The sequence below is a fragment of the Roseomonas sp. KE0001 genome, assembly GCF_016107285.1.
Lineage (GTDB): Bacteria > Pseudomonadota > Alphaproteobacteria > Acetobacterales > Acetobacteraceae > Pseudoroseomonas.
Genome location: NZ_RCVQ01000011.1, coordinates 64387 through 91257, shown reverse-complemented (window position 1 = coordinate 91257; position 26871 = coordinate 64387). Strand labels below are relative to the sequence as shown.

General features: G+C 69.2%; 30 protein-coding genes. 13 read left to right on the top strand and 17 right to left on the bottom strand.

Annotated features, from left to right (window positions below):
- From D9598_RS18425 to D9598_RS18410, 4 genes are all read left to right on the top strand, one after another.
- On the top strand, positions 1 to 322 hold a 322-nt coding region (locus D9598_RS18425; protein WP_304621614.1), incomplete at its 5' end, for a cytochrome c biogenesis protein CcdA.
- Positions 323 to 516: 194 nt separating this feature from the next.
- Positions 517 to 1416, top strand: a complete 900-nt coding sequence (locus D9598_RS18420; RefSeq protein ID WP_007002450.1) for an MBL fold metallo-hydrolase — start codon at positions 517 to 519, stop codon at positions 1414 to 1416.
- A 232-nt stretch (positions 1417 to 1648) separates the two neighbouring features.
- Positions 1649 to 2287, top strand: a complete 639-nt coding sequence (locus tag D9598_RS18415; protein ID WP_007002449.1) for a cation diffusion facilitator family transporter — start codon at positions 1649 to 1651, stop codon at positions 2285 to 2287.
- 307 nt (positions 2288 to 2594) lie between these two features.
- Positions 2595 to 3572: an arsenic resistance protein gene (locus tag D9598_RS18410; protein ID WP_007002448.1), complete on the top strand. Its 978-nt coding sequence runs from the start codon at positions 2595 to 2597 to the stop codon at positions 3570 to 3572.
- 37 nt (positions 3573 to 3609) lie between these two features.
- Here the strand turns inward: D9598_RS18410 and D9598_RS21520 are convergent, their stop codons facing one another.
- Together D9598_RS21520 and D9598_RS18405 are read right to left on the bottom strand one after the other, a co-directional pair.
- Positions 3610 to 3843 carry a GDCCVxC domain-containing (seleno)protein gene (locus D9598_RS21520; protein ID WP_081798710.1) on the bottom strand — a complete coding sequence of 78 codons (234 nt, stop codon included), beginning with the start codon at positions 3841 to 3843 and terminating at the stop codon, positions 3610 to 3612.
- A gap of 7 nt (positions 3844 to 3850) precedes the next feature.
- On the bottom strand, positions 3851 to 4231 hold the full coding sequence (locus tag D9598_RS18405) for a mercuric transporter MerT family protein (protein ID WP_245538228.1): 381 nt from the start codon (positions 4229 to 4231) through the stop codon (positions 3851 to 3853).
- Positions 4232 to 4316: 85 nt separating this feature from the next.
- Here D9598_RS18405 and D9598_RS18400 point away from each other — a divergent pair, with 85 nt between their 5' ends.
- Positions 4317 to 4721: a MerR family transcriptional regulator gene (locus D9598_RS18400; protein ID WP_007002445.1), complete on the top strand. Its 405-nt coding sequence runs from the start codon at positions 4317 to 4319 to the stop codon at positions 4719 to 4721.
- Positions 4722 to 4914: 193 nt separating this feature from the next.
- Here D9598_RS18400 and D9598_RS18395 read toward each other — a convergent pair whose 3' ends face one another.
- From D9598_RS18395 to D9598_RS18380, 4 genes are read right to left on the bottom strand one after another with little or no spacing between them, the layout of a single operon-like run.
- Positions 4915 to 5487: a GNAT family N-acetyltransferase gene (locus D9598_RS18395; protein WP_007002444.1), complete on the bottom strand. Its 573-nt coding sequence runs from the start codon at positions 5485 to 5487 to the stop codon at positions 4915 to 4917.
- A 33-nt stretch (positions 5488 to 5520) separates the two neighbouring features.
- The gene (locus tag D9598_RS18390; RefSeq protein ID WP_176559832.1) at positions 5521 to 6747 is read right to left on the bottom strand and encodes an MFS transporter; all 1227 of its coding nucleotides are present in this window, start codon (positions 6745 to 6747) and stop codon (positions 5521 to 5523) included.
- Entirely contained in the window at positions 6744 to 8207 is a 1464-nt protein-coding gene (locus tag D9598_RS18385) for an FAD-dependent oxidoreductase (protein ID WP_198368007.1), read from the bottom strand. The genes D9598_RS18390 and D9598_RS18385 overlap by 4 nt, the downstream gene beginning before the upstream one ends.
- A gap of 55 nt (positions 8208 to 8262) precedes the next feature.
- Positions 8263 to 8685, bottom strand: a complete 423-nt coding sequence (locus tag D9598_RS18380) for a PadR family transcriptional regulator (protein ID WP_099095912.1) — start codon at positions 8683 to 8685, stop codon at positions 8263 to 8265.
- Between the two features lie 216 nt (positions 8686 to 8901).
- Between D9598_RS18380 and D9598_RS18375 the strand changes: the two genes are divergently transcribed.
- Entirely contained in the window at positions 8902 to 9096 is a 195-nt protein-coding gene (locus D9598_RS18375; RefSeq protein WP_141563147.1) for a hypothetical protein, read from the top strand.
- On the top strand, positions 9093 to 9698 hold the full coding sequence (locus D9598_RS18370) for a hypothetical protein (RefSeq protein WP_099095913.1): 606 nt from the start codon (positions 9093 to 9095) through the stop codon (positions 9696 to 9698). Before D9598_RS18375 ends, D9598_RS18370 begins: the two co-directional genes overlap by 4 nt.
- A gap of 127 nt (positions 9699 to 9825) precedes the next feature.
- Here the strand turns inward: D9598_RS18370 and D9598_RS21205 are convergent, their stop codons facing one another.
- Positions 9826 to 10104 (bottom strand): SOS response-associated peptidase, encoded by a 279-nt coding sequence (locus tag D9598_RS21205; RefSeq protein WP_232477424.1) that lies wholly within the window; start codon positions 10102 to 10104, stop codon positions 9826 to 9828.
- 200 nt (positions 10105 to 10304) lie between these two features.
- Between D9598_RS21205 and D9598_RS18360 the strand changes: the two genes are divergently transcribed.
- Entirely contained in the window at positions 10305 to 10667 is a 363-nt protein-coding gene (locus tag D9598_RS18360) for a hypothetical protein (protein ID WP_099095914.1), read from the top strand.
- A gap of 444 nt (positions 10668 to 11111) precedes the next feature.
- Here the strand turns inward: D9598_RS18360 and D9598_RS18355 are convergent, their stop codons facing one another.
- A complete protein-coding gene (locus D9598_RS18355; RefSeq protein WP_141563148.1) occupies positions 11112 to 11432 on the bottom strand; it encodes a hypothetical protein in 321 nt (106 codons plus the stop codon).
- 112 nt (positions 11433 to 11544) lie between these two features.
- Here D9598_RS18355 and D9598_RS18350 point away from each other — a divergent pair, with 112 nt between their 5' ends.
- Entirely contained in the window at positions 11545 to 11778 is a 234-nt protein-coding gene (locus D9598_RS18350) for a hypothetical protein (RefSeq protein WP_099095917.1), read from the top strand.
- 263 nt (positions 11779 to 12041) lie between these two features.
- Here the strand turns inward: D9598_RS18350 and D9598_RS18345 are convergent, their stop codons facing one another.
- The 6 genes from D9598_RS18345 to D9598_RS18320 form a co-directional block, all read right to left on the bottom strand.
- Positions 12042 to 12707: a hypothetical protein gene (locus D9598_RS18345; RefSeq protein ID WP_099095918.1), complete on the bottom strand. Its 666-nt coding sequence runs from the start codon at positions 12705 to 12707 to the stop codon at positions 12042 to 12044.
- A gap of 264 nt (positions 12708 to 12971) precedes the next feature.
- Positions 12972 to 14945: a DNA topoisomerase IV subunit B gene (parE, locus tag D9598_RS18340; RefSeq protein ID WP_198368006.1), complete on the bottom strand. Its 1974-nt coding sequence runs from the start codon at positions 14943 to 14945 to the stop codon at positions 12972 to 12974.
- 123 nt (positions 14946 to 15068) lie between these two features.
- On the bottom strand, positions 15069 to 15551 hold the full coding sequence (dps, locus tag D9598_RS18335) for a DNA starvation/stationary phase protection protein Dps (RefSeq protein WP_198368005.1): 483 nt from the start codon (positions 15549 to 15551) through the stop codon (positions 15069 to 15071).
- Positions 15552 to 15652: 101 nt separating this feature from the next.
- Positions 15653 to 16213, bottom strand: coding sequence for a nucleoside 2-deoxyribosyltransferase (locus D9598_RS18330; protein WP_198368004.1), 561 nt, complete (start codon positions 16211 to 16213; stop codon positions 15653 to 15655).
- An 80-nt stretch (positions 16214 to 16293) separates the two neighbouring features.
- Entirely contained in the window at positions 16294 to 17706 is a 1413-nt protein-coding gene (locus D9598_RS18325; protein WP_198368003.1) for a trehalose-6-phosphate synthase, read from the bottom strand.
- A 16-nt stretch (positions 17707 to 17722) separates the two neighbouring features.
- Positions 17723 to 19528, bottom strand: a complete 1806-nt coding sequence (locus D9598_RS18320) for an ABC transporter ATP-binding protein (protein ID WP_232477423.1) — start codon at positions 19526 to 19528, stop codon at positions 17723 to 17725.
- Between the two features lie 131 nt (positions 19529 to 19659).
- Between D9598_RS18320 and D9598_RS18315 the strand changes: the two genes are divergently transcribed.
- Both D9598_RS18315 and D9598_RS18310 read left to right on the top strand, forming a co-directional pair.
- Positions 19660 to 20718: a glycosyltransferase family 4 protein gene (locus D9598_RS18315; protein ID WP_198368002.1), complete on the top strand. Its 1059-nt coding sequence runs from the start codon at positions 19660 to 19662 to the stop codon at positions 20716 to 20718.
- 217 nt (positions 20719 to 20935) lie between these two features.
- Positions 20936 to 21967 carry an AbrB family transcriptional regulator gene (locus D9598_RS18310; protein WP_370592081.1) on the top strand — a complete coding sequence of 344 codons (1032 nt, stop codon included), beginning with the start codon at positions 20936 to 20938 and terminating at the stop codon, positions 21965 to 21967.
- A gap of 24 nt (positions 21968 to 21991) precedes the next feature.
- Here the strand turns inward: D9598_RS18310 and D9598_RS18305 are convergent, their stop codons facing one another.
- From D9598_RS18305 to D9598_RS18295, 3 genes are read right to left on the bottom strand one after another with little or no spacing between them, the layout of a single operon-like run.
- Positions 21992 to 22636 carry a flavin reductase family protein gene (locus D9598_RS18305; protein ID WP_198368001.1) on the bottom strand — a complete coding sequence of 215 codons (645 nt, stop codon included), beginning with the start codon at positions 22634 to 22636 and terminating at the stop codon, positions 21992 to 21994.
- 33 nt (positions 22637 to 22669) lie between these two features.
- Positions 22670 to 23638 carry a D-glycerate dehydrogenase gene (locus D9598_RS18300; protein ID WP_198368000.1) on the bottom strand — a complete coding sequence of 323 codons (969 nt, stop codon included), beginning with the start codon at positions 23636 to 23638 and terminating at the stop codon, positions 22670 to 22672.
- Between the two features lie 6 nt (positions 23639 to 23644).
- Complete coding sequence (locus D9598_RS18295) at positions 23645 to 24628, bottom strand: D-glycerate dehydrogenase (RefSeq protein WP_198367999.1); 984 nt, start codon at positions 24626 to 24628, stop codon at positions 23645 to 23647.
- A gap of 174 nt (positions 24629 to 24802) precedes the next feature.
- On the opposite strand from D9598_RS18295, the gene D9598_RS18290 reads away from it, so the two are divergent.
- Entirely contained in the window at positions 24803 to 25591 is a 789-nt protein-coding gene (locus D9598_RS18290; protein WP_198367998.1) for an SDR family oxidoreductase, read from the top strand.
- Positions 25584 to 26855 carry a hydantoinase/carbamoylase family amidase gene (locus tag D9598_RS18285; protein ID WP_370592080.1) on the top strand — a complete coding sequence of 424 codons (1272 nt, stop codon included), beginning with the start codon at positions 25584 to 25586 and terminating at the stop codon, positions 26853 to 26855. Before D9598_RS18290 ends, D9598_RS18285 begins: the two co-directional genes overlap by 8 nt.
- Positions 26856 to 26871 lie beyond the last annotated feature (16 nt).

Below are 26871 nucleotides of genomic sequence, written 5' to 3'. Positions count from 1 at the left end.
TGCCTTCGGCTGGACGCCCTGCATCGGTCCGGTGCTGGGCGCCATCCTGGCGCTGACCGCCACCAGCGAAATCAGCCACCTCGGCATCATGCTCCTGGCCGCCTATGCGGCCGGGCTGGGCGTGCCCTTCCTGCTGGTGGCCGCCTTCGCCGACGCCTTTCTACGCGGCCCGTTCCGCAGCCTGCGACGCGTCGGGCGCGTTCTTCAGATCGTGGCGGGTGGCATCATGGTGGCGATGGGGGTGGCAATGATTACCGGCCACCTGACTGACTTCGCCATCCTGATGCTCCAACTCTTCCCCTGGCTCGGGAGCATCGGATGAGCGGCGCCGCGGATTCTAAGAAGCGCGCCTAATACGCCGTCAGCCACACCGCGAAGCATGCAACTCCGCCCGGCTGGGTTTAGCGCTCCTCGGCCCTCGCCGGGTGCGCCCTTGCCGAAAGACATCGTGCTCGGTGTCCCAAGGTGGCCACCATCGCGGCTTCCGCGACACCGCGCAAAAACAGGGAGAACAGAATGCCGTCTCAGCCGATCGTACGGGGCTTTTACGATGATCAGACCGGAAGCGTCTCCTACGTCGTGGCGGATCCGCAAACAAAGAAATGCGCGGTTATCGATCCCTTGTTAAGCTTCGACCGCAATTCATGCAGCCTTGCGACCCAGCCAGCCGACGAGATTGCCACCCATATCCGGGAGCGCGGACTGATCCCGGAATGGGTGCTCGACACCCACCCGCATGCTGACCACCTTTCTGCCGTCGCCTACCTGGGCGAGCGCCTTGGCGTGCCAACAGGCATTGGCGAACAGACCCTCGCAGTTCAGGCGATCTGGTCGGACATCTATAACATCCCCGATCTCGAGGTCGGTGGCCGCGACTATTGGGACCACATGTTTGCAGATGGTCACTGCTTCAATCTTGGCGCCTCGGAAGTGAGGGTGATTTTTTCCCCAGGCCACACCGCGGCCTCGGTCACCTACGTCGTTGGCGACGCCGCGTTCGTGCATGACACCCTCTTCATGCCGGATGCGGGCACGGCACGAGCCGACTTCCCTGGTGGTAACGCGCGGGCCTTGTACCGCAGCATCCAGAGCATCCTCGCGTTGCCACCGACGACACGCCTCTTCACCGGCCACGATTACCGTCCGGGCGGGCGCGAACCGCGTTGGGAGTCCACCGTAGCGGAGCAGCGGGCAACCAACATTCACCTACGGGACAGCGGCGGAGAGGACGGGTTCGTTCGGCTGCGGGAGGAACGTGATCGAACGCTTCCTCTGCCAGCGATGATGCTCTTTGCATTGCAAGTGAACCTCCGCGGCGGACGTCTGCCGAAGCCGGAAGCGAATGGCACCTCATACCTGAAGCTGCCGATTGACCGCTTTCGAACGAGCGCTGCCAGGGCGATGGACGCAGAATGATCGGCCGGTTTTGGACGGCCTCTCCGAAGCGGCCAGCGATCCCAGCATTGAGCTCACGGTCATCTTGGGCCGTGCATCTGGGTGGCGGTGCTGAGGTCTTTCCAATGTACGAAAGGCGCCCGTCACCTCGTAGCACGCGACATCTTGATGGCCATGGGCGCCGCGCCGGTCCGCTATTTCAGATCCGGCACCCCCTGAACGTATCGGTACGGTCTTGGCTCGGGAGCATCGGATGAGCGACGACGACGACCTGCCCAAGGACCTCGCCCACATCACGCCCGCCTACCGCCGGGCGCTCTGGATCGTGGTCGGCCTCAATGTCGGTTATGGCCTGGTGGAGATGGTCGGCGGCTTCATCTCCGGCAGCCAGGCGCTCAAGGCGGACGCCCTCGACTTCCTCGGCGATGGCCTAATCAGCTTCCTTGGCCTGCTGGCGATCGGCTGGAGCCTCGCCTGGCGTGCCCGCTCCGCCCTCATTCAGGGCCTGTTTCTTGCCGTGCTTGGCGTGGGCGTGCTCGCCACCACCGGCTATCGGGTGCTGGTGCTGAACCAGCCCGAGGCCGAGCTCATGGGCCTCTTCGGCGCCGTCGCGCTGGTGGTGAACGTGGCCTCCGCAGCGGTCCTCATGCCGCACCGCGAGGGCGACGCCAACGTCCGGGCCGTCTGGCTGTTCAGTCGCAACGATGCCATCGGCAACCTGGCCGTGGTGGTCGCGGCGGGCCTGGTCTGGTGGACCGAAACTGCGTGGCCAGACCTCGCCGTGGCGTTCGTCATCGCCGGGCTGTTCCTGCAATCCGCCTGGGCAATCATCCGTGATGCTCGTAGCGACCTTGATAAGGCAGGCCAGGGAGAACAGCAGTCCGACCGATAGCCGCCATCAACTTATCAGCTTGCCTGCTTGGTGGTGCATGCAACAGGCATGATGATAACGGCGCTGCCCATCGTTGCTGCCCTTGGCAGGAGCAGCAGGTGGGCAGGCGCCACAGCGAGGGCGCGGCTTCCTGGGGTATGGCACGGCGGCTTGCGCCGGGGCCCGGCCAGCCGGTGCACCTTCCTGGAAGACCTTTCCGTTCCGGTCCTTGCAAAGCGGGCTGCCTGCTGCGGCTGGCGAGCCTAACCACGTCACCACACCCGCGGCGTGACATCGGTTGCCCGCTCACCACGGAGGAGCCGACAACTTGGCCATCACCCGCACCGGCCTGGAAGAGAACCAAGTCGCCATCTACTTCGCCGCCGTCGTGGCGGGCGCGATCGCGGCCGTCGCCGCGCCCGGCGCGGCGTGGGGGGCGGTCATCAACCCCGCCCTCGCGGCCCTGCTGTACGTGACCTTCCTCCAGGTGCCGCTGGCGGACCTGCGAAGGAGCCTGGCCAACGGGCGCTTCCTGCTGACGCTGCTGGCGGTGAACTTCGTTGCCGCGCCCCTGGTGGCGTTCGCCCTGGCTTCCATGCTGCCCGGCGAGCAATGGGTGCTGCGCCTGGGTGTCCTGATGGTGCTGCTGGCGCCCTGCATCGACTACGTGGTCGTGTTCACCCACCTCGGCCGCGGGGACGCCCGCCTCATCCTGGCGGCGACGCCGGTGCTGCTGGTGGCGCAGATGCTGCTGCTCCCCGTCTACCTCGGCCTGTTCATCGGCGAGCGGGCCATGGCGATGATGCAGCCCGGTCCCTTCATCGAAGCCTTCGTCTGGCTGATCGCCGTGCCCCTGGCTCTCGCCGCGGCCACTCAGGCGTGGGCGGCGCGCTTCGGCGCCGGGAAGGCGGTCGCGGACGCCATGGGATGGCTGCCCGTTCCCCTGATGGCCGTGGTGCTGTTGGTGGTCATCGCGGCCGTTGCCCCGAACGTGGCGGCCCAGGCAGGCTCCGTCGCCATGCTGGTGCCGGTCTACGTCGCTTTCGCCGCGCTGATGCCGGTCGTAGGTAGCGTCATCTCCAGGTATGCGGGCCTGGAGGCGGGCGCGGCGAGGGCGGTCACCTTCAGCGGCGGCACCCGGAACTCCCTGGTCGTCCTGCCGCTGGCCTTCGCTATCCCGGAAGCCGGTGCGCTGCTGCCTGCCGCGGTGGTGACGCAGACGCTCGTCGAACTCGTCGCCATGCTGGTCTACATCCGCTGGGTGCCGAGGCTGGTGCCCGCCAACCCCGGCCTTGCTGCGGAGTGACGGTCATCCCGCCGTTGCCGACCACGCGGGGAAAGGGTCAGCCAGCCGCTGGCGGCGGATCTTCCGCGTGGCAACAACCCTTCCCGTCCACCTGGACAGGCGGGCACGGCACCGTGCCGTAGGAGCAGAACACACAGCAGTCGCCCTGCTTGGGCCGGAGCAGCGTTCCGCAGCCGGTGCAGTCATAGAAGTACTGGCAGGCATCGGTCGGCATTGTCTCGGTTCTCGCCGTGCCGCAGTGCGGGCAGGTGATTGTCGACTCCAGGATCATCGGGTCCTCACACGTACGCATAACCGAGCACCAACAGGATGATCCCGACCGCCAAACCTGCCGGAACGACAAGCCGGAGGGCTGGGTTGGGGGAGCAGGCGGAGCCCGGCTCGCAGGCAACCGCTGCCCGCTGGCGCCAGAGCAGGACCGCTCCGCCAGCCAGGCACGCGGCTGCGGCGGCGAGCAGGATCGTGCGGTACGGCCCCAGAAGGACCGCCAGCCCGAAGAGCCAAGCGCTTCCCAGCCCGAGGGAGCCAAGAAGCATCGGCAGCGCACAGCAGGAGGCCGCACCGAAGGCTGCGGCGATGCCCGTCGTCGTCAGCACCATCGCACCGGCTTCCTGGACCGCCCCATGTGCCGGGGTAGCATTCACTTGGGTGTCGGACACGGTCGGCCTCCTTGTCTCAGCTATGCAGCCTACCTACCGTCTGTAGCGACTACAGACTCAAGTCCTTTCTGAGGAGGCGCATGGGATGGGGCAGAGCGGCGTTGCCATCGGTGAACTCTCGCGGCGGACGGGCTGCAACATCGAGACGATCCGCTATTACGAGCGGATTGGCTTGCTTCCAATACCGGCCCGCCGGGGGCGCTACCGCCTCTTCGGTGAGGAGGACATCAGGCGGCTGAGGTTCGTGCGGCGCGCGCGGGAGCTTGGCTTCACCCTGAACGAGGTGGGCGCGCTCCTCGAACTTGGTGCAGGCGCCTGCACCGAGGTCCATGGCATCGCCGCAGCACACCTCGCGGATGTCCGCTCCCGAATTGCCGACCTCCAGGCGATGGAGCGTGTACTGGATGGTGCCGTGCAGCAATGTCAATCCGGGGAGCAGGCCACATGCCCACTGATTGAGACCTTGTCGGGAACAGCGGCCACTACCTAGGCGCAGCGCAAGGAGGGCCATGGGCTAGCAGTCGATTGCTGTGAGTGGTCGTGGCGGCCATTGCGTCGGGCATAGCGGCCAAATCGGCAGCGTCGCCAAGCTGATCTGCATTTGCTGATGCGGAGGCTGGTTCCCACCATGCCGAGTACCGCCTTCGCCAGTTTGCTGGCGAAGGATGTCAGGGGGAAGGCCCTTACTCCACCTCGGGTGCCGTCTCGTCACCGTCCCCCAAAGCCAACTGCATCAGCACAGTATCCAGCCATCGCCCGTGCTTGCGGCCAACCGAGCGCAAGGTGCCGATCGGCTGAAATCCGAACGCCTTGTGCAGGCGGATGGACGCCTCGTTCGCGCTGTCGCCGATGACGGCCACCATCTGCCGGTAGCCGAGTGCGGCGCACTCCTGGATGAGGGCCTCGAGCAGGCGGCGGCCGATGCCGCGCCCTCGGGCCTCCTCGCTGATGTAGACCGAGTTCTCGAGTGTATTCCGGTAGGCAGGCCTGGGCCGATAAGCGCCCGCGTAGGCGTAGCCGAGCACGCGACAATCGGTGTCCTCGGCCACCAGGTAGGGCAGCCCGCGTTCGGTGATGGCGATGCGTCGCTGCCGCATATCTTCGGCCGTCGGTGCCTCTGTCTCGAAGGTGGCGGTGCCATGGAGCACGTGGTGCCGATAGATGGTGGCAACAGCGTCCATGTCGGCCTCTCTGGCAGGCCGGATGGTCACCTCGGCGGGCTGATTGGTGAGGGCGGTTGTGATCAGTTCAGGCACGGGAACCTCGTTTTCTTGGATGGAGGATGACTGTCAGGAACGCCGGAGCGCATTGGGCACGAGTGCCAGCACCATCAGGATGTTCAGCATCGCTGCCCCGCACAGGATAGCCAGCGTCGCCTGCGTGCCGAAGCTGTCCAGCAGCCAGGCGCCGAGAAAGGGCGAGGCTGCCTGCGCGATGAGGGTCGGCATGGCGATGCGGCCCATCAGCACGGCGTAGCCCTCCTTGCCGAACAGGGCCAAGGGCACCGTGTCGCGGGCGATGGAGCGGACGCCACTGCCCATGCCGTACATGACGATGCCTGCGGCCACGACGCCGGGCGCACCCACCAGCATGCCCAGGCCGACCGCCACCAGCACCGCGGACGCGACCAGGCTCCAGATGGGATGCGCCTTCTTGCCGAACAGCATCTCCAGCACGCGGGCGCCGACCTGCGCCGGGCCGATCAGCGTGCCCAAGGCGACGGCCGCCGCCAGCGCCAGCCCTTGCGACTGCAGCAGTGTCAGCAGGTGGACGGAGATGACGGTCATGATGACCGCCGCCAGGGTGAACCCCGCTGCCAGCACGACGAAGGCGTAGCGCTGGCCCGCCTGCACATGGCCTGGCGCCACGGCAGCCTTGGCGGCCGTGGGTGCCGCAGCGGGCTTGGCCAACTCGCGCGGCACGCCGAACAGGTAGAGCGGCAGCACCACGGCGAGGTGGATGGCGGCGTAGGTCAGGCAGGCGCCGCGCCAGCCCAGGTGGTCAACCAGGAAGGCACTGAGCGGCCAGCAGACCGTGCTGGCGAAGCCGCCGAACAGGGTGACGTGGGTGATGGCCGAGCGCGCCTGCTCGCCACAGAGACGCCCCAGCGTCGAGAATGCCGGGTCGTAGAGCCCGGCCCCCATGGCCAGCCCGAGCACCACCCAGGCGACTACGAACACCGGCAGGCTCGGCGCCAGCCCGAGCAGCAGCAGGCCCGCGGAGAGCAGGACGGCGCTGGCGGCGAGCACGGGGCGGCCGCCGTGCCGGTGAATCAGGTGGCCGATGCGCGGCGAAGCCAAGCCGGACACCAGCATGCCAATAGACAGGGCGCCCATGATCCAGGTGAGCGGCCAGCCGGTGTCCGCGGCAATCGGTCCGGCCAGGACGGCTAGCAGGTAGTAGGAGGAACCCCAGGCAAGGATTTGGCCGACGCCGATGGCCGAGACGACCGTCAGCCGGTTGCGGCCTGCTGCCGCACCGGCAAGGGCGCTTCCCGGTGTCGTGGCCTGGCTCATTCGGCGGGCTCGGACGGTACGGTCGCCCGCGCGGTGTTGGTCCCGCAGCACGTCGTTTCCTTGACCAGCTCCTGCTCCGGCCGCGAGGAGCAGCAGGCGACCGGGGGTGCCGCGGGAGCGCAGCAAGAGGACACCACGTCGGCGGCGCCGGGCAGCACGCGGCTCGAGCTGCAGACGCCGGTCTCCGGCAGATCGAGCTCGACACGGCGCGCGGCCTCGAGGTCGCCCGCGAGGAAGGCGGCGATGGAGCGCACCTGCTCGTGGCCGGTGGCCAGCAGGAAGGTGGGCGCCCGCCCGTAGCTGGCCATCCCGGCAAGGAAAAGCCCGCTGTCCGGCTGCTGGAGCTCGAAGGCGCCGTGCGGCCGGACGGTGCCGCAGGAGTGCAGGTTGGGATCGATCAGCGGCGCCAGCACGCGCGGGCACTCCAGCGCCGGGTCCAGGTCCAGGCGGACCTCGCCAAGGATTCCGAGGTCGGGCCGTAGGCCGGTGGCGACCACCATCTCGTCCGCCGCCACCGTCCTGCCTTCGAGACCCTTGACCTGCAGGGAACCACCGGTGCCCCGGCGAACCTCATCCACCGCGAAGGGCGCGAGCAGCTCGACGGCACCGGCCTCCACGAGGCGCCGCAGCCGTTGGCCGAGGGCGCCGCGCTCCGGCAGCTGGTCGGCGGCGCCACCGCCGTAGGCCCGCGTCAGGTCGGCGCCGCGGGCCGCCCACAGGACAGCCGTGCCCGGCGCCTGTTCGGCCAGGCGGGCGAGGTCGATGAGGGTGCCAACGGCCGAGTGGCCCGACCCGACGACGAGGACGCGCTTGCCCGCGTAGCGGCCGTGGTCGGCGCCCAGCACGTCCGGCATGCCGTGGCGGATTCGCTCGGCGGCCTCGCGTTCGCCCACGGCGGGCATACCGGAGGCACCGGCCGGGCTGGGACTGCCCCAGGTGCCGATGGCCACTATGACGGCGCGAGCGAGGAGGCGGCCCTCGCGTCCGTCGGCCTGGAACCTGACCTCGAAGGGCTGGTCCTCGCGCCCGGCGTCGCGGACCTTGCCCACGCGTTGCCGGACGACGCCGGTCACCCGCGTGTTCAGGCGCAGGCGGCCAGCGATCTCCGGCAGCGCGGCGAGCGGCGCCAGGTAGTCGTCGGCGAGTTCGCGTCCGGTCGGGAAGCCATCGGCGTCAGGCGCCATCCAGCAGTGCCGCTCCAGCAGGGCTTGGGCCGCCCGGTCGATGTTGTAGCGCCAGGGGGAGAACATGGGGACGTGGCCCCAGGCAAGCGGCGCCGTGCCGACCGAGGGACCGGCTTCCAGGATGACCGGCTCGAGGCCACGCTCCAGCAGATGCGCTGCGGCGGCGAGGCCGACCGGACCGCCGCCGATGATGGCGACAGGTAGCGATCCGAGGGCGGCGTGGCCCTCAGAGGCCCTGTTCTGAGGGCGCGGCGTGGCGGAGCAGCAAGACGTCATTTGACGTTCCCCTTGGGTATGCCTCGGTGGGCGATGTATGTGGGCAAGCCAACGGTCAGCATCGGCAGGCACCCTTGGCCTGGTCGCGGGCAGCAGCGGCGCGGTCGGTCTCGGTCAGGGCCGCCGTGGCGTCCATCCATGCCTCCAGGCCGACCTTGAAGGCGTCGCGGCCCCTGTCGGTCAGCGTGTAGACCTTGCGCTCGCGACCGGAGACGATTTCCGAAGCGGATGTCAGGTAGCCGCCCTGCTCGAACTCGCGCAGCGTCGGGTAGAGGGCACCCTCGGAGGGCGAGCAGCAGCCGTTGGTGGTCCGCTCGACGGCACGGGCGATGTCGTAGCCGTGCGCCGGGCCGTCGTGCAGCACCTGGAGGACGAAGAAACGGCTGAGCGCCATCTTGATGGTCCCGGCCCAGTAGGCCCGGTCCGTGAAGTCCGGGGAAGGTCGGGCGACGGCGCGGAGGGTGGGTTCCTTCGACATGTCGGAACCCTATGCCTTGGAGGGCGAGGTATCAAGGCTACATTGGACAGTGATGGGCGACTCTGGCGCCTGGGATGGCGCGAGACACCGCTGAATCGGTCCTATACCTTGCACGCCCGTTACCGCCTGCGCCCGGAGTGGGGCTGCGGGGGAAGCCTCGCGGATGTCGTTTCAAGCCTTGGGGCGCACTAGGTTATCCGGCAACAGGAGCGGTAGATGACGGAAGCCCAGCGCAAGACCTTCGAGATCATGGCGAGGCGGTACACCGAGGTGAACACGACCACCCGTGCCGTTGCCCGTGAAGCGCTGGTCCGCGAGGGCATCCGGACGGCCGATGGTCGTCTTGCCCCCGAATACGGTGGCCCGGCGCCGAAGAAGCCGTCGAAGAAGCCAACCGCAGCTCGTAGTTGAGTCGCTACGCCACTTCCTTCGTATTGGGCTACCACGACTGCGATGAGAAGGTGGGCAGGAAGGCCCTTGCAGGTGAGGTGAACCTGCTGCGGAGTGAGAAAGATTATGATTGGCTCGGCCCCGGTGTTTACTTCTGGGAGGGCGATCCCGGACGCGCACTGGAGTGGGCCGAGGACAAGGTCGCCCGTGGCGATTACAAGAAGCCCTTTGTTCTGGGTGCCGTCATCGACCTGGGCAACTGCTTGGACCTTCTGGTCCGCGAGAACCTCAATCTCCTGAGAAACGCCTATGACAGTCTGGTGGCCACGCGGGAGAAGAGCGGGCAGGCGCTGCCTCGTAATAGGGATGTCAGGGGCAGCACGACCAACGACAAGCTGCTCCGCAACCTGGACTGCGCCGTGATCCGCCGCCTCCATGCCATCTTGGAGGAGGATTACGATCTGCCTGCCGGAAGCGAGAAGCCGGGCCCGTTCGACACCGTCCGCGGTCTCCTCACCGAAGGCGAGCCCGTCTACCCGGACGGAGGCTTTTACTTGAAGACCCATACCCAGATTGCCGTCTGCAATTCCGCCTGCATCAAGGGCCTGTTCCTGCCGCGTTGACTGCTACCTTCAAGGTGCGTTCGCCTGAGAGCCGGGCCGAATCGGAATCCGTGGATGACCGAGGGGTGGTGTGGAGGTGCAGTCGCCGCTTGCCAGCCAGACGACCCGCCAATCAGGTCGCGCCAGGCTAGGCCGGATCCTTGCGGTTACCCTTGCTCACGATGAGCATGTCGTTGTCCGGCAATGGTCGCTGCAGCTCGCGGGCGATCCCCCACGGCGCCTGCAGCCAAGTGTCTATCTCGTCCGGTGTCGTCAGCATCACCGGCATCGCCTTGAGGTGGATGGCGCCCTGGGATGTCGCCCAGCAACTCCAGAGGCCACTGCCGGATGCCGACATGCTCATTGTGTCGAGGGGGAACCGGGCGGATCCGGCGCCCGGATAGGCCGCACCGCACGCATCGGTCACCGATGCCTGGGTTCACTGCCCCACGCTGTTGAAGAGGCGCGAGCGAGGAGCACGAGCCGAGTACGAGGTCGTACCCTCCGGAAGCAGAAGGTGGCCCAGACTGGACCATGTGAAGACTTGCCCGTCGCGCACGTGTTCATTGAAAGCGCCAAAGCTGCCCCCCATCTCCATTGCTTGGGCTGAGCCGTTGGAAGGTGTAGATGCTGGACGTGATTGGGTCCCTCATGAAGGGCGAGGACAAGTATCCTCGGGCCTTCGCCGCTGCGAACGAGTTTTGGAGCGAGATCTTCGTGGTGCAGCGGGATGGTGACGACGCCACTTTGCAGGCGGCGATAGACGGCTCGCAGACAAGCTTTGAATGGCGCATGTCAGACGTCGGCGTCTCCCGCCCCTCTGCGAAGTCCATCATGGCCGTGACCGCGATTGGCGCGCTCTATCGGGACGGCTTCGAGGATGAGGAGTTTGCCAAGCGGGTCATTCGTTCCTTCGTGGCGAGCTCGAGGTTAAGCTTGGAGGTGAAGGCGTCCGCTAGGGATACGATGACGATGTACTCGCTTGATTGAGGGTGTGACCCTCGTCATCGGAGCCGAAGGCGCAAGCGTCTCGACTCGTTAGCGGCGGTGAACTTCCACAGCGGCAAAGCGTCCGCTGTCCCGTAGCAAGCTGGCGCCCGGGAAGCCTACCTCGAACGGCGCCATAACGGGGTTGGAGCGGTGCAGCCGGGCCAGATCGCCTCCGGCAACCGCAGCAACTGCGTGAGACCGCTACAGTCCTTCGCCGCCACGCCGAGTGGCACGGCGCCAAACTCGTCCTTTGGCCTCGCCACCCACCGACGGCTCGCCGTGAGGTGGCTCGCCACCATCCACACCGCGGCGGCGAGGGTGGCCGGGACCTCCCGGAGCTCGGCCTGCTTCGTACCTGGCAGGCGGACCAGTCGACCGGCGACGAGATCGTGCAGGACGGGATGGTCACGCCGCCAGACAAGGGCCTCGTCGGAGGTCAGGAAATCAGCGCTCGGGCGAGGCTGCCTTCTGAAGGAAGGCATCCGCACCACCCGCGACGAACCCCTGGCCATGCTGGGCAAGCCAGCGGTTGAAGTCGGCACCTGCCTCGGCCCTGAGCGCCCGCTGTCGGTCCTCGCGCCTATGGACGAGTTCCTCGTCGAGCAAGTTGGCCACGGTGCGTGCGGCGTATGGCCTGCCATCGGGACCATGATGGCCACGCTCGGCCAGCATCTCGGCGACGGCGCCAAGGTCACGGTCCAGGTCTTCGGAGGCGAGGCGCCGGGCCTCGGCTTGGATGGCTGGGTCACTTGGGTAGGGCGGCATGGGCGGTCCTCCTGCGGACCGAGCCTAGCCCCGGTGCCATGAGCCCTGGCAAGCGGCAATGAACCTCCTATGCTGCCCGGACGTTTCGATGCCAGGGGCAAGGGAGCGACCGATGGGGCTGGCAACCTACACACTGAAGATGGCGGCTGTGTCAGCGCTAGCCGCTGCGATTCTGGTCTTCGGCGGTGAGCCAATGCCTGCTGGCTGGCTGGACGGCATCGTGGATCCGGGCGCCACCGTGGGGCAGGCCGCGACCGTGGTGGTGTTCACGGTGGCCGGGTCGGCGGCGACGGCGGGCGGAATAGCCGGGCTGTTGTGGCTCGCCTGGGCGTACTGGCGCGAGTAGCGGGCCGGGCTGCGGCAGCGAAGATGGGACGAGGTGCAGTCACCACATGATTGAGGTGGCGCGTCAGGTTGTCCGGAGAACCTCAGGAACCGGGTTGCCGGTGCCATCTGTGCAACCCAAGGGATCCTGGCCACGTTCTGATGACGGTGCGACTAGGCGCTAAGACAAGAGGTGCCCCTACCTGGATGGTCAGATCCAGGTAGGGGTGCCTTCTTGCGTTCAGTCTGCGGCTACAGTCTGGATTTCAGGCGGGAAGGCCCGCCTTAGGTATTATAAACGGCGCACGCGCTCGCATGGCCATCATCTCCTTGCTCCGGTTGCGACGTGGGAAACGCCGGGCGGCGTCCCGCTGACAGACCGGTACGACTAGGCGACCGGGTCTGTTCCTCGGGCTCGGGGCTCAACAGGAAGTATGTCCCCCTGGAGTCGGAGCCGAATAGGTGGCCATTGCTGGCCAGAATTGATGCCAGTCGATTCATGGGGCGTTGCTCCGCACCCAGGAGACCGTCCGCCAGTACGACCTTGAGGAGCTCCGTCCGGTGTGTCGGGCCGCCTTCTGCAAGGATGGCGGCGACCCGATCTCGCACGCGGCTGTTCTTGCTGTCAGGCTTGCTCTTGGGCGACACCGACGATGGCGGCACAATGTGGTCGCGCCTGCGCTCGAGGTACGCTTGCAGCCGCAATAGGGTGCGGAGCCCCTCCATAACTCGTGCCTGTCGGGCATCCAGGACCGCAATCGCCGCAATGCATGCCACATCGTTACCGTCGTTGCGGATACGTGCCTTCTCAAGCCACGCCGTCGCCTTCGCCCGCGCTGCAGCCAGTTGCTCCATCTCGAGCTCGACCACTTCATAAGCAAACGTCGAGATGCCCTCGGCGAACAGCGGGGGGACGCTGGCGAGCAGGGCGTCGAGTTCATTGGCGATCACGGCGCCGGGTTCAGAGCTGCTTCCCATAACGCAAGGTAAACGGGAGACTCTGGCGCCGATTGCAGCACGCGCAGGGTGAAACCTGTCGTTTTCCTTGGGCGGAAGGCCAGCGCCGGATGACTCTGCTTGCGCAGGGTCTCGCCGCGTTTCGGCAAGCAAAAAGGGCGCGAGGATTCCGCGCCCTTTGTCAATGAAAGCAACGGGTTAGGAGAGCGCCAGTCTACTGAATGGCGCCGGAGTCTCCCGTTTGGTGCGCGCTTATAATCAGGCGTCCACCGCCTCCAGGTCCAGGCGCGCGGCATTCTCCTGGATGAAGCGGAAGCGCAGCTCGGGCCTGCGGCCCATCAGGGCCTCGATCAGCTCGGAGGTGGCGGCCCGCTCCTCCGACGGCAGCACCACCCGCAGAAGGGTCCGCTTGCGCGGATCCATGGTGGTCTCCTTCAGGGAGGCGGGCGGCATCTCGCCCAGGCCCTTGAAGCGGCTTACCTCGACCTTCTGGTTCGGCTTGAACGCCTTCCTGAGCAGCTTCTCGCGCTCCGCGTCATCCATGGCGTAGAGGGTCTTACCAGCAGTGGCGAGGCGGTAGAGCGGCGGCTGCGCCAGATAGACCCGGCCCTGGCGCACCAGCTCGGGCAGTTCCTTGTAGAAGAAGGTCATCAGCAGGGCGGCGATGTGCGCGCCGTCCACATCGGCGTCGGTCATGATGACGACACGGCCGTAGCGCAGGCGGGCGAGGTCGAAGCGCTCGCCGGCGCCACAGCCCAGCGCCTCGATCAGGTCCTTCAGCTCCTGGTTCTGCCGCAGCTTGTCGGCGCTGGCCGAGGCGACGTTCAGGATCTTGCCGCGCAGGGGCAGCACCGCCTGGGTCTCGCGGTCGCGCGCCTGCTTGGCCGAGCCACCGGCCGAATCGCCCTCGACCAGGAAAAGCTCCGTGCCGTCCGCCGACTCGCGCGAGCAGTCGGCGAGCTTGCCGGGCAGGCGCAGGCGGCGGGTCGCGGTCTTGCGGGGCGTGTCCTTCTGCTCGCGACGACGGATGCGCTCCTCGGCCCGCTCGATGGCGAAGGCGAGGAGATTGCCGGCGGTGGCCGGATCGCCCGCCAGCCAGTGGTCGAAGTGGTCGCGCAGGCCGGCCTCGACCAGCTTCGCCGCCTCGGGCGAGGTCAGCTTGTCCTTGGTCTGGCCCTGGAACTGCGGCTCGCGGATGAAGACGGACAGCATGCCGGCCAGGCCGCCCAGGATATCCTCGGCGGTGACGCTGGCGGCACGCCGCTCCTTCTTCAGCTCGCCATAGGCGCGGAGCCCCTTCACCAGTGCCGCGCGCAGGCCGGCCTCGTGCGTACCGCCCTGCGGCGTCGGGATGGTGTTGGCGTAGGTGTGGAGGAAGCCCTCGCCCCGTTCCAGCCAGGTCACCGCCCATTCGGCCCGCCCGGCGCCGCCCGGAAAGCTCGTCTCGCCGGCCCAGGGGGTGGGGATGACGGTGCCGGCGGCCTCGACCGCGGCCGCCAGGAAGTCCGAGAGGCCGCCCGGGAAGTGCAGGATCGCCTGTGACGGGGTGTCGTCCTTCACCAGGGCCGGATCGCAGGACCAGCGGATCTCGACGCCGCGGAAGAGATAGGCCTTCGAGCGGCAGAGGCGGAACAGGCGCGTCGCCGAGAACTGCTGCGCGCCGAAGATCTCCGGATCGGGCCGGAAGCGGATGGTGGTGCCCCGCCGGTTGTGCACCGGCCCGGCGTTCTTCAACGGCCCCAGCGGCTTGCCGCGCGCATAGGCCTGGGTGAAGAGGGTGCGGTCGCGCGCCACCTCCACCTCCAGCCGCTCCGACAGGGCATTGACCACAGAGCTGCCGACGCCGTGCAGCCCACCGGAGGTGTCATAGGCCTTGCCGGAGAACTTGCCGCCCGAATGCAGGGTGGTGAGAATCACCTCCAGGGCGGAGAGCTTGGGAAACTTCGGATGCGGGTCGGTCGGGATGCCGCGCCCGTTGTCGCGCACGGTGAACAGATTGCCAGCCTCGAGCGTGACCTCGATGCGGTCGGCGTGGCCCGCCACGGCCTCGTCCATGGCGTTGTCGAGCACCTCGGCGGCGAGGTGGTGCAGCGCATTCTCGTCCGTGCCGCCGATATACATGCCCGGCCGGCGCCGCACGGGCTCCAGCCCCTCCAGAACCTCGATGTCCTTGGCCGAGTAGGATGTGCCTGGCTGGGACTTGGCGCCGCCGCCGCCGAAGAGATCGTTCATGTCTTGTTCACACCTTCGCCGGGCAAACTAGCGAAGGGAGGCCGGACCCCGCAACCCCGGCAGGAAAAAGGGCCGGGGAAATCCCCGGCCCCTCGACGCGTCCGCCCGCGGCGGGATGCCGCCTTACTTCTCCAGATGCGCTTCCAGCATCCAGAGCTTCTTGTCGATGTCGCGCGACAGGGCGGTCAGGAGATCGGCGGTGTCGGCGTCGCCCGCCTCATCGGTGCTGTCGATCCCCTCGCGGACGGACTTGGCGAAGGCGGCGAAGCGGTCGGCCAGCTCCTTCACATGGTCCATCGTGTAGGTGGTCGCCTGCGAATAGGGCTTGAGCCGGCTCTTGTCGCTGATCAGCTGGCTGGTGCCGTCGGGCGTGCCGCCCAGCTGGACGATCCGTTCCGCCACGTCGTCGGCGCCGGCGAAGAGCTCGTTGTAGAAGCCCTCCAGCATGGTGTGCAGACCGATGAAGTTCGGACCCTTCATCGTCCAGTGCGCCATGCGGACGCAGTTGGTCAGGTCGTTCATGTCGACCAGGGTGCCATTCAGGACATTGACGGCGACCTTCTTGGCATTCTCGCCGAGGTCGTTGCGGGTGGCATGCAGGGCCATGAGCGATACTCCTCTTTGAACAATGTAACGCTGAAGCTCAGATGGAGTTGCCTTGCGGCGATGCCAGGGGGCCATGGCGGGAGGCGCGTGATGATTCGCGGTCAGCGTTCCATCAGGACGCGCACGCAGGCCTCGAAGGCCTCCAGATCGTGCCAGCGGCGCTCCGGCGGCACCGCCCGGGTGAACAGCGCGCCGCCCGCCGCGCGGATGCCGCCATCGATCATCAGATTGTCGTGGCAGCCGAAGTCTTCCAGATGGAGCCCTTCCTCATCGACCCAGCGGCCCGTGGCATCCTGCCGCGCCAGAGGGCCGAGGAAGGCGCGCGTGCGGCACGTGAAATCCTGCGCGACATTGGCATAGCCATGGACCGGCCGACCGAGGGCGCGCATGAAGCCGAGTTCATAGATCGTCCCGGCATCGGCCGAGGGCCCGCGGAAGGGGGTCAGGTTGGCGATCAGCGCATCGCAAGCACGGATATGCGCCTCGTTGCGCAGATAGATCTCGAGAAACCGCTCGGTCGCGGCATCGGCGGCGGCGTCCTCGACCGGGTCGGTCGGGAAGACGCCCGTCGCGCCATGCTCCGCGCAGATACGCTTCTTCTGCGCCGCCACCAGGGCGGCATCGGGCAGGAAAACGTCGGGGCCGGCGAGATAGATGCGCATGCCGGCACTTTGCCCCGGCCTTCGCCGGCCGGCCAGGGGAGGGATCAAAAAAAGAACATGGCGCCCGCCGGATGGCGGTTTCAGGCGGCCTGGGCCGCTGTGGGAAGGCCCCGGAGATCGGCCACGAAACGGTCGCGCCAGCGCTCCAGGCTGTTCCGCCGCATCACCGCCAGCAGATCGGCATGCCGCTCCCGCCGCTCCGCCAGCGGCATGGCGAGCGCCTGCTCCAGAGCGGCGGCGACGCCCGCCTCGTCATGCGGATTGACCAGCAGGGCCGAGGCCATCTCGCAGGCCGCGCCGGCGAACTGCGAGAGGACCAGCACGCCGGGGTCCTCCGGGTCCTGCGCCGCGACATACTCTTTGGCCACGAGGTTCATGCCATCGCGCAGCGGCGTCACCAGTCCGACCCGCGCGGCGGCGTAGAGCGGCATCAGCGCGTTGCGCGGGAAGCTCCGGTTCAGATAGCGCAGCGGCGTCCAGTCCAGCTCGGCGAAGCGCCCGTTGATGCGCCCGGCCTCGCCCTCCAGCTCGCGGCGGATCACCTGGTAGGCCTCGACATCGGCGCGCGAGGGCGGGGCGATCTGCAGGAACTCGACGCGGCGGTGCCAGTCCGGGTGCTCGGCGAGGAAGCGCTCATAGGCACGGAAGCGCTGCCGCAGCCCCTTCGAGTAATCCAGGCGGTCGACGCTCATCACCAGGGAGCGCCCGGCCAGGCTGGCGCGCAGCGCCGGCAGCCGTTCCGCCCCGGCGGTGCGCGCCTCGGCGCGCAGCGCCTCCACCTGCACGCCGATCGGATAGACGCCGGTCCGCAGGCTCCGCTCCCGGACGCGGAACACCCCGCCCGGCAGTTCCTCTCCCCCCATCTCCCGGCGGACGTAATCGCCGAAGGCCTGGCGGTCGCGCTCCGTCTGGAAACCGATCAGGTCATAATGCGTCATGGCGCGGAGCAGCTCGGCATGGGCCGGCACCGCCATCAGCACGGAGGGAGCCGGCCAGGGCGTGTGCAGGAACAGGCCGATGCGGTTCGTGACGCCCAGCGCGCGCAGCGCCTCGGCCAGGCCGAGCAGGTGGTAGTCATGCGCCCAGATCACGTCCTCCGGGCCGATGAGATCGGCCAGATGGCGGGCGAAATGCGCGTTGACCCGGCGATAGCCGGCGAACTCCCCGCGATCGAAGCGGGACAGCGCCGTCTGGTCGTGCAGGATCGGCCAGAGCGTGCCATTGGCGAAGCCGCGATAGTAGTCATCGTAGTCGCGGCGCGTCAGATCGGTGGTGTAGAGCGTCACCGGCCCGCTGCGGGCAATGGCCGGGGGCAGGCCGGGGGGCAGGGTGCCCGGCGGCACCACGTCCGGCACCGTGTTGCCGGACCAGCCGAACCACAAGCCGCCGCTGTGGCGCAGTGCGTCCATCACGCCGGCGGCGAGGCCGCCCGCGGTGGCTTCGCCCTCGGTGATCGGGGCGACACGGTTGGAAACCACGACCAGTCGCGACATGCGCGTGCCTCGTCCCTCAGACCGCGGGCAGCTCCGGCAGGAGGCCGGCCTGCTGCCGCCGCAGCAATTCCTGATAGGGACCGGGCCGGCCGGCCAGCTCCTGGGGAGCGCCGTCCTGCTCGATCCTGCCGGCATTCATCACGATGATTCTGTCGAAATTTTGCAGGGTCGAGAGGCGGTGGGCGACGGCGATGACGGTCCGGCCCCGCATCAGCCGGTCCAGAGCCGCCTGGACGGCCCGCTCGGATTCGCTGTCCAGCGCGCTGGTCGCCTCGTCGAGCAGCAGGATCGGCGCGTCCTTCAGCAGCGCCCGGGCGATGGCCAGGCGCTGGCGCTGCCCGCCCGACAGCCGGACGCCGCGATTGCCGACCAGCGTGTCGAAGCCCTGCGGAAGCGCCTCGATGAAGCCGAGGCATTGCGCCGCCTCGGCCGCCTGCCGCACCGCCACCTCGTCCGCGCCAGGCCGGCCATAGCGGATGTTCTCCAGCACCGAGCGGTGGAACAGCGCCGTGTCCTGCGGCACCACCGCCAGGGCGGCGTGCAGGCTGTCCAGCGTCACACCGCGCAGATCCTGCCCGTCGATCATGACACGGCCCGCGGCCGGGTCGTGGAAGCGTTGCAGCAGGGCGAGCAGGGTGGACTTGCCCGCGCCCGAATAGCCCACCAGCCCGACGCGCTGACCGGCGGGGATGGCGAGGCTGAGCCCGTCCAGCACGGCGGGCCGCCCGGGATAGGCGAAGCGCACCGCCTCGAAGGCGACCGCGCCAGGGACCGCGCCAGGGAGGGCATCCGGGAGAGCGTGACGGCGCAGCGGCACCGCGTCCGGCCGCTCGGCCAGGGCATGCGGGATCAGCAGCGTCTCGGTGGCCTCGGCCAGCCGCGCCATCTGCTGGGTGAGATCGACCGCCGCCACGGCGATGTCGCGCGTGCCGTTGAGGATGGTCAGCGACAGGGTGGCGAGCAGCGCGACGTCGCCGATGCTGGCGCGGCCCTGCTGCCAGAGGGCGAGCGCGGCGGCGAGCACGGCGGCGGTCAGCAGGGCGGTGAGCAGCGCATGAACCAGCCGCAGCCTCTCCATGTTGTAGAGGCTGGCCCGGTGCGCGGCGATCTCGGCGCCGATGAAGCCGGTCAGGCGCGCCTTCTCCCGCCCCAGCGCGCCGAAGGCGCGCACGGTGCCGATGTTGCCCACGACATCCACGAGTTCCCCGTCCACCATGGCGCTGCGCGTGGCGAGGCGGCGGTGCAGCGGCATGCCACGCCGCGCCAGGCGGTACATCAGCGCGGCGATCAGCCCGGCCAGCAGCCCGAGGGCGAGGGCCAGGGGCGGATGGACCGTCGCGGTGAAGCCGATGGCGATGAGAATCGCGCCGAGCGGTGGAACCACGTTCCAGGCCAGGGTGTTCTCCACCGTGAAGGCGGCCTGGGCGGTGGCGGAGACGCGCGCCGCCAGGGCGCCGGGAAGCCGGTCGGCGAAGTAGCCGGGGTCCTGGCCGGCCAGATGGCCGAACAGGTCACGGCGGATATCGCCGCCGACGGCGGTGAAGCTGCGCGCGGCCGCCCAGCCGGCCAGGCGCCAGAGCAGGCTGTCGGCCAGGATCAGGGCGCAGAGGAACAGGAAGGCGGGCCAGATTCCATCCAGGGACCCGACGGGCCCGGCGGCCAGCCGGTCGATGAGGTGCTTGAGCCCATACTGCGTCGAAACCGCGCAGAGTATGGCGGCCAGGACCGTCCCGAACACCAGGGCATGTCCCGCCTTCCGGCGGGCCACATAGTCGAGGAGGAAGGCCGTGGCCGAGCGCCGCAGGGGTGGGATCGCAGTCAAGACAGCCCACTTTTCGCCATATTGGATTTGTAGTTTACCGGCTGAGTACAGGTAGTCTCCCGTTCGGTCAAGTCAAACGGCGCCTGTTTCAAGTAACGGTAGTCTCCGTGCTGAGAAAAAGGGATCGCTAGATGCGTATCGCTCAAATCGCGCCGCTGTTCGAGGCCGTTCCGCCCAAGTTGTACGGCGGCACCGAGCGGGTGGTGTCCTCGCTGACGGAAGAGTTGGTGGCCATGGGCCACGACGTCACCCTGTTCGCCAGCGGGGATTCCGTGACGGCGGCCAAGCTCGCCGCCATGCGCGGCGAGGCGCTGCGTCTCGACCCGACGGTGAAGGACTGGGTGGCGCATTACATGCGCATGGTCGAGCAGGTGGCGCAGCGCGCCGGCGAGTTCGACGTCATCCACTCCCATATCGACTACTTCCCGCTGGGCCTGCTCGACCGTCAGCGCACGCCCTTCCTGACGACGCTGCACGGCCGGCTCGATCTGCCCGAGTTCAAGATGATCTACGAGACCTACGGCCACACGCCCTATGTCTCCATCTCCGATCACCAGCGCCTGCCGATCCCCGATCTGAACTGGGTGCGCACCGTGCTGCACGGCATGCCGAAGGACCGACTGACGCCGCAGCCGGTCGACCAGAGCTACTTCGCCTTTCTCGGCCGCGTCTCGCCGGAGAAGGGGCTGGACAAGGCCATCCGCATCGCCGCCCGCGCCGGGGTGACGCTGAAGGTCGCCGCCAAGATCGACAGCGCCGACCGCGCCTATTACGAGCGCGAGATCGCGCCGCTGCTGGGCCAGGGCCATGTCGAGTTCATCGGCGAGATCAGCGACTGCCAGAAGCCCGATTTCCTCTCCGGCGCCCATGCCCTGCTGTTCCCGATCGACTGGCCGGAGCCCTTCGGGCTGGTGATGATCGAGGCCATGGCCTGCGGCACGCCGGTCATCGCCATGCGTCGGGGCTCGGTGCCCGAGGTGATGGAGGACGGGCTGACCGGCTTCATCGTCGAGAACGAGGACGAGGCGGTGGCGGCGGTCGCCCGCATCCCCTCGCTGGACCGCGGCCAGGTGCGGGCCCGCTTCGAGCAGCGCTTCACCGCCCGCCGCATGGCCGAGGACTATGTCTCCGTCTATGAGGAGTTGATCGAGGCCAGCCGCAAGCCGAGGCTGCGCGCCATCGGCGCCTGAGCCGCCCCTCCAAGGGGGGAGGAAGGGGCCAGGCTTGACCGTCCGGTGTGCGGCGCAGCATACCGGGCGGCCCGACCTTCGGATGTTGGATGCCCTCATGACCCCTTGCCTGAGCCGCGTGCCCCGTGCCGCCTCGGCCCCGCGCTGAGGCGCCGTCTTCTTGAGACAGGGCGGTCTCCCCAGCCTTCGCGGTCTTCCCTTGGGGGGGCAGTGGGCCGTGCTGCTCCTGGTCTCGGTGCCGGTGGTGCTGATGCTGGAGCTGCTGGGGCTGCCGGCCGCGATGCTGCTGGGCTGCATGGGCGCCGCCATCCTGGTCGCCATGGGGGATACCGGGCTGCGCCTCGGCCCCTGGCCCTTCGCCCTGGCCCAGGGGGTGATCGGCTGCCTGATCGCCCGTGCCATCACGCCGGACATCCTGAGGGAGATCGCGGCCGACTGGCCGGTTTTCCTGCTGGGCGTGTTCTCGGCCATCGGCGCCAGCAGCTTCCTCGGCTGGCTCCTGGCGCGGCGGCAGGTCCTGCCGGGCACCGCCGCCGTCTGGGGTTCGGCGCCCGGCGCGGCCTCCGCCATGATGGTGATGGCGGAGGCGCATGGCGCCGATGTCCGCCTGGTGGCGGTGATGATCTATCTGCGGGTCGTGCTGGTCGCTCTGGCGGCCACCCTGGTGGCGCGGTTCTGGGCCCTGCCGGTGCCCGATGTGGCGGCGGTGCCCTGGTTCCCCGCGGTCGATCCGGCGGACCTCGCCGCCGTCCTGGCGGTCGGGCTGGGCAGCGCCGCGCTGGGAAAGGTGCTGCCGATTCCCGCCGGCCCGGTGCTGCTGCCGATGGCGCTGGCGGCGGCGCTGCAATCGGCCGGGATGCTGACCATCGTCCTGCCCCCCTGGCTGCTGGCGATCAGCTATGCCGCCATCGGCTGGAGCATCGGGCTGCGCTTCACGCGGCAGATCCTGCTGCATGTCGCGCGGGCCCTGCCGCGCATCGCGGCGTCCATGCTGGCGCTCATCGCCTTCTGCGGCGCCTTCGGCCTGCTGCTCAGCGCCGTCATGGGGATCGACCCGCTCACCGCCTATCTCGCCACCAGCCCGGGCGGACTGGATTCGGTGGCCATCATCGCCGCCGCCAGCGGCGCCGACCTCGCCTTCGTCATGGCGATGCAGACGGCCCGCTTCCTCATCGTCATGCTGGTCAGCCCGGCCATCGCGCGCTTCGTCGCCGCGCGCCTGCCGGCGGCGACGAAGCGCGGGCCCTGAGGGGCGGCGCGCCGGGGGGCGGCTTCAGCCCTTGCCGGCCTTCCTCTCCTGCCACTGGGCAAAGCTGACGCGCGGGATATCGATCCTGTCGGTGGTGCGGGCATACCAGCCACGGCCGTGCATGCGGCCCAGCAGCTCCAGCTTCGGCGTGTCGATATAGTACTTCTCGGGGTTGGAGACGCAGTCGTCCCGCACATGCAGCGCCCGCACCCGGCCGAGGATCAGCCGGTGATGGCCGACCGGGACGATCTGGAAGGTCTCGCATTCCATCGCCACGGGACTTTCGCCGATGCGCGGCGGCGCCACCCGCGTGCTCGGCACGGCGGTGAGGCCGACCTCGGCCAGCTCGTCCAGCTCGGGCGGGAAATCGGCGGCCGTCGCGCTCATCGCCTCGCCCATCGCCTCGTTCACCAGGCAGACCACGAACTGGCCGGTCGCCTCGATATTGCTCAGCGTGTCCTTGGCCGCCGGCCCGTCGGGGCGCGGGCCGCAGGAGAAGCCGACCACCGGCGGATCGTCGCCGAAGGCGTTGAAGAAGGAGAAGGGGGCGGCGTTCACCACCCCGGCCTTGTCCTGGCTGACGACCCAGGCGATCGGGCGCGGTACCACGGTCGAGACCATGAGCTTGTAGGCCTCGCGGGTCGGGATCTTGTCGAAGTCGAAGAGCATGCGGGCGTCCTGTTCAGGGAGGGGAGGGGGCCGTCAGGCGGGGTGCAGCGGCGCTGCGCCGCGCCGCAGCACGGCGTCCAGATTGTCGAGGCAGCGGAAGCCCATGGCGTCGCGGGTCTCGATGGTGGCGCTGCCCAGATGCGGCAGCAGCACCAAGTTGGGCGTGGTGTGGTAGCCCTCGAAGATGTGCGGCTCGCCGGCGAAGACATCGAGCCCGGCGGCGCGCAGATGCCCCGCTTCCAGCGCGGCGCAGAGGGCGGCGTCATCGACGGTGGTGCCACGGCCGGTGTTCACCACGATGGCGCCGCGCTTCAGCCGTGCGATGCGTTCCGCGTTCAGCCAGTGCCGCGTCGCAGCGCCGCCCGGGATGTGCATCGACAGCACGTCGATGGCGCCGAGGAAGCCCTCGTCGCTGTCGTGATAGACCGCGCCCTGCTCCTCCTGCGGGGAGAGGCGCCTGCGGTTGCGGTAGTGCACCGCCATGCCGAAGCCGCGCGCCATCCGAGCCAGGGCCTGGCCGATGCGCCCCATGCCGAGGATGCCGAGCGTCTTGCCCTCCAGCGTCACGCCCATGAGCTGCGTCGGCGCCCAGCCCGTCCATTCCCGCGCGCGCAGCATCCGCTCGGCCTCACCGCCGCGCCGGGCGGCGGTCAGGATCAGCAGCATGGCGATCTCGGCGGTGGCGACGCTCAGCACGTCCGGCGTGTTGGTGACATGGATGCCGCGCGCCTTCGCCGCCGCCAGGTCGATATGGTCGGTGCCGACACTGAAGGTGGCGATGATCCTGACGCTGTCCGGCAGCGCCTGGATGGTCTCGGCCGAGAGCGGGTCGCCGGCGGCGCAGAGGATGCCCTCCGCCGCGCCGTCACGCGCCGCGGCCAGGATGGCGGGGCCGTCCATCACCGTGTCGGCCGGATTGGGGATGGTGGTGTAGTCGCGCTGGGCACGGGCCTCGACGGCCTCGGGGAAGCGCCGGGTCAGAAGCAGGACGGGCTTGCTCATGCGGGGTCAGCTCCAGAGCGGGTCGATGGCGGGATGGCCGGCGAGCACGGCGGCGATGTTGTCGAGGCAGCGGAAGCCCATGGCGTCCCGCGTCTCCACCGTGCCGCTGCCGATATGCGGCGCCAGCGCGACATTGGGCAGGTCGATGAAGCGCCGGTCGAAGCGCGGCTCGCCCTCGAAGACATCGAGCCCGGCGGCGGCGAGGCGGCCCTCGCGCAGCGCCTCGATCAGCGCCGCCTCCTCGATTAGGCCGCCACGCGCGGCATTCACCACGATGGCGCCGGGTGGCAGCAGGGCGAGGGTCTCCCGGTTCAGGAGATGCCGGGTCGAGGGGAGCAGCGGGCAGTGCAGCGAGACGAACTGGCTGCGGCGCAGCAGCTCGGCGAGGTCGGGCACGTGATGCGCCCCCTCCTCCAGCGCCGGGGGCAGGGGGGCGACGTCATGATAGAGCACGCGCATGTCGAAGCCGCGCGCCCGCCGCGCCACGGCCCGGCCGATGCGCCCCATGCCGATGATGCCGAGCGTCTTGCCCCAGACGCGGGTGCCCAGGAAGTCGCCCATCGAGCGGGGGCCCCAGGCGTCCTGCCGCATCATCCGGTCGGCCTCGGGCAGGCGGCGGGCGGCGGCGAGCAGGAGGGAGAAGGCGAGGTCGGCGGTGCAGCCGGTCAGCACGTCGGGGGTGTTGGTGACGACGAGGCCGCGCGCCTTCGCCGCCGCCACGTCGACATGGTCGAAGCCGACCGAGCAGGTGGCGGCGACCCGCACGCTGTCGGGCATGGCGGCGATATAGGCGGCGTCCAGCGCGAAGCCGGAGCTGAACAGCAGCGCCTCCGCGCCCCGGCCGGCGAGCAGCTCCAGCGACTCCTCCCGCCCGATGTCGCGATCGTCGAACAGCACGGCGTCGTATTCCGCGCGTGCCCTGGCGGCCACGGCGGGCGGCAGGCGGCGGACGCAGACCAGCCGGTGTCGCGGCATGGCGGTGGCTCCCATGGTCTCTCTTTCCTCCCGAGGCTTGTCGTCCAGCTTACCCGCCGGCCGGCATCTGGCCAGAGGCGTTGGGACGGGAGGGCGCGGGACCGGAGAGGATTGTAAACGAAGGGGAGTTGTCAGGCGGCGGCGAAGCGTCCAGGGTCCGGCGCGAAACACGCGATGAGGAGCGGGACCATGGATCTGGGTCTGCAGGGGCGGCGCGCCCTGGTGATGGGGGCCTCGAAGGGGCTGGGCCGGTCGATTGCCGACGCGCTGGCGGCGGAAGGCGTGGCGGTCGCCGTCTCGGGCCGCAGCCAGGAAAGCCTGGATCGCGTGGCCGCGGAGTTGATGGCGCTGGGCGCGCCGCAGGCCGTCGGCATTCCGGCCGATGTCGCCGAGGGTGCGCAGATGGACCGGCTGGCCGATGCGGCCGTGGCGGCGCTGGGCGGCGTCGATATCCTGGTGCTCAACCATGGCGGCCCGCCAACCTGCTCGGCGCTGGAGATGAAGCAGGAGGACCTCGTCACCTGGTTCCAGCGCATCGTCCTCTCGCCGATCCGCATCGCCAACCGGCTGCTCCCCGCCATGCGCGAGCGGAAGTGGGGCCGCATCCTGGCCGTGGGCTCGACCGGCATGGTGCAGCCGCTGCCGGGTCTCGCGCTGTCCAACACGCTGCGCGCCGCCATCGTCGGCTGGAACAAGACGCTCTCGGCCGAGCTGGCCGGCGAGGGCATCACCTGCAACATCCTGGCCCCCGGCGCCTTCGCCACGGATCGCACGCGCGAGACCCTGGCGGCGGCGGCGCAGAAGACAGGCAAGAGCATCGAGGCCCTGGTCGCCGAGCGTTCCGCCGCCATTCCCGTGGGACGCTACGGCGAGCCCCGGGAGTTCGGCCCGATGGGCGCCTTCCTGGCCTCGGACCGCGCCGCCTACACCACCGGCCGCGTCCATATCATTGACGGCGGAGCCGTGCGCTGTGTCTGAACGGCTGAACCTGGTGCCGGATGTCGGCCTCGCCGCGCGGCTCTTCGACGAGCTGCGCGAGCGGAGCTTCGACGGCATCGGCATCACCCGCGAGGCCTATGGCCCCGGCGAGCGCATGGCGCATGAGGTGCTGCGGCGCGAGGCCGGGGCCCTGGGGCTGGAGGTCTCGGCGGATCCGGTCGGCAACCTGCACATGACGCTGCCGGGCGCCGATCGCGCGGCGAAGCGCCTGCTGCTCGGCAGCCATATGGATTCCGTGCCGAATGGCGGCAACTTCGACGGCGCGGCGGGGGTGCTCTCGGCGCTCGCCGCCGTCGCCGGGCTGAAGCGGGGCGGCTTCCGGCCGGCGCGCGACATCACCGTGATCGCGCTGCGGGCGGAGGAGGCGGGGGCCTGGTTCCCGACCTCCTATCCCGGCAGCCGTGGCGCGCTCGGGCGGCTGAAGGCGGCCGAGCTCGAGCTGAAGCGCCAGGACAGCGGCCGCAGCCTGGCCGAGCACATGCGTGAGGAAGGCTTCGATCCCGGCTTCGCCGCGCGCGGCGAGGCGGTGATCACGCCCGAGGACACCGCCGCCTTCCTGGAGCTGCATATCGAGCAGGGCCCGCTGCTGGAGGGCGAGGGCGTGCCGCTCGGCATCGTCACCGGCATTCCGGGCAGCCGGCGGCTGCGCCAGGGCCGTGTGCTGGGCGAGTACAACCATTCGGGCGCCACGCCCCGCCGCTACCGCCGCGACGCCGCCATCGCGCTGGCCGAGCTGGCCGTGGCGCTGGACGACCGCTGGGCCGCGCTGGAGGCGGAGGGCCACCGGCTGGTCTGCACCTTCTGCACCCTGGCCACCACCGCCGAGGCGGGCTTCACCAAGATCCCCGGCGAGGCGACCTTCATGCTGGATGTGCGCAGCGTGAACCCGGCCAGTGTCGATGCCATCTTCGACGAGCTGGCCCGGCAGGTGACGGCGATCGCGGCGCGGCGCGGCGTGCGCTTCGAGCTTGGCCCCGAGACCGGCTCCGTGGCGGCGCCGATGGATGCGGATCTGCGCGCCGCCCTGGCCCGGGCGGCCGGCGCGGCGGGGGTGGCGAGCCTGGAGATGGCCTCGGGCGCCGGACATGACGCGGCCGCTTTCGCCGCGGCCGGCATTCCGGCGGCCATGCTGTTCGTCCGCAACCAGAACGGCAGCCACAATCCGCACGAGGCGATGCGGATGGAGGACTTCTCCGCCGCCTGCGGGGTGATGACGGAGTGGCTGCGCGAGGCCGCGGCCTGAAACGGGCCGGGGGGCG

Coding starts and splice junctions, on each gene's coding strand:
- D9598_RS18305 (WP_198368001.1), bottom strand. CDS start 22,636: ATGCTCTTCGACTTCGACAAGATCCCGACCCGCGAGGCCTACAAGCTC.
- D9598_RS18355 (WP_141563148.1), bottom strand. CDS start 11,432: ATGCCGCCCTACCCAAGTGACCCAGCCATCCAAGCCGAGGCCCGGCGC.
- D9598_RS18375 (WP_141563147.1), top strand. CDS start 8,902: ATGACGGAAGCCCAGCGCAAGACCTTCGAGATCATGGCGAGGCGGTAC.
- D9598_RS18350 (WP_099095917.1), top strand. CDS start 11,545: ATGGGGCTGGCAACCTACACACTGAAGATGGCGGCTGTGTCAGCGCTA.
- D9598_RS18415 (WP_007002449.1), top strand. CDS start 1,649: ATGAGCGACGACGACGACCTGCCCAAGGACCTCGCCCACATCACGCCC.
- D9598_RS18300 (WP_198368000.1), bottom strand. CDS start 23,638: ATGAGCAAGCCCGTCCTGCTTCTGACCCGGCGCTTCCCCGAGGCCGTC.
- D9598_RS18330 (WP_198368004.1), bottom strand. CDS start 16,213: ATGCGCATCTATCTCGCCGGCCCCGACGTTTTCCTGCCCGATGCCGCC.
- D9598_RS18360 (WP_099095914.1), top strand. CDS start 10,305: ATGCTGGACGTGATTGGGTCCCTCATGAAGGGCGAGGACAAGTATCCT.
- D9598_RS18390 (WP_176559832.1), bottom strand. CDS start 6,747: ATGAGCCAGGCCACGACACCGGGAAGCGCCCTTGCCGGTGCGGCAGCA.
- dps (WP_198368005.1), bottom strand. CDS start 15,551: ATGGCCCTGCATGCCACCCGCAACGACCTCGGCGAGAATGCCAAGAAG.
- D9598_RS18400 (WP_007002445.1), top strand. CDS start 4,317: ATGGGGCAGAGCGGCGTTGCCATCGGTGAACTCTCGCGGCGGACGGGC.
- D9598_RS18290 (WP_198367998.1), top strand. CDS start 24,803: ATGGATCTGGGTCTGCAGGGGCGGCGCGCCCTGGTGATGGGGGCCTCG.
- D9598_RS18315 (WP_198368002.1), top strand. CDS start 19,660: ATGCGTATCGCTCAAATCGCGCCGCTGTTCGAGGCCGTTCCGCCCAAG.
- parE (WP_198368006.1), bottom strand. CDS start 14,945: ATGAACGATCTCTTCGGCGGCGGCGGCGCCAAGTCCCAGCCAGGCACA.
- D9598_RS18325 (WP_198368003.1), bottom strand. CDS start 17,706: ATGTCGCGACTGGTCGTGGTTTCCAACCGTGTCGCCCCGATCACCGAG.
- D9598_RS18380 (WP_099095912.1), bottom strand. CDS start 8,685: ATGTCGAAGGAACCCACCCTCCGCGCCGTCGCCCGACCTTCCCCGGAC.
- D9598_RS18385 (WP_198368007.1), bottom strand. CDS start 8,207: ATGACGTCTTGCTGCTCCGCCACGCCGCGCCCTCAGAACAGGGCCTCT.
- D9598_RS18295 (WP_198367999.1), bottom strand. CDS start 24,628: ATGGGAGCCACCGCCATGCCGCGACACCGGCTGGTCTGCGTCCGCCGC.
- D9598_RS18420 (WP_007002450.1), top strand. CDS start 517: ATGCCGTCTCAGCCGATCGTACGGGGCTTTTACGATGATCAGACCGGA.
- D9598_RS21520 (WP_081798710.1), bottom strand. CDS start 3,843: ATGATCCTGGAGTCGACAATCACCTGCCCGCACTGCGGCACGGCGAGA.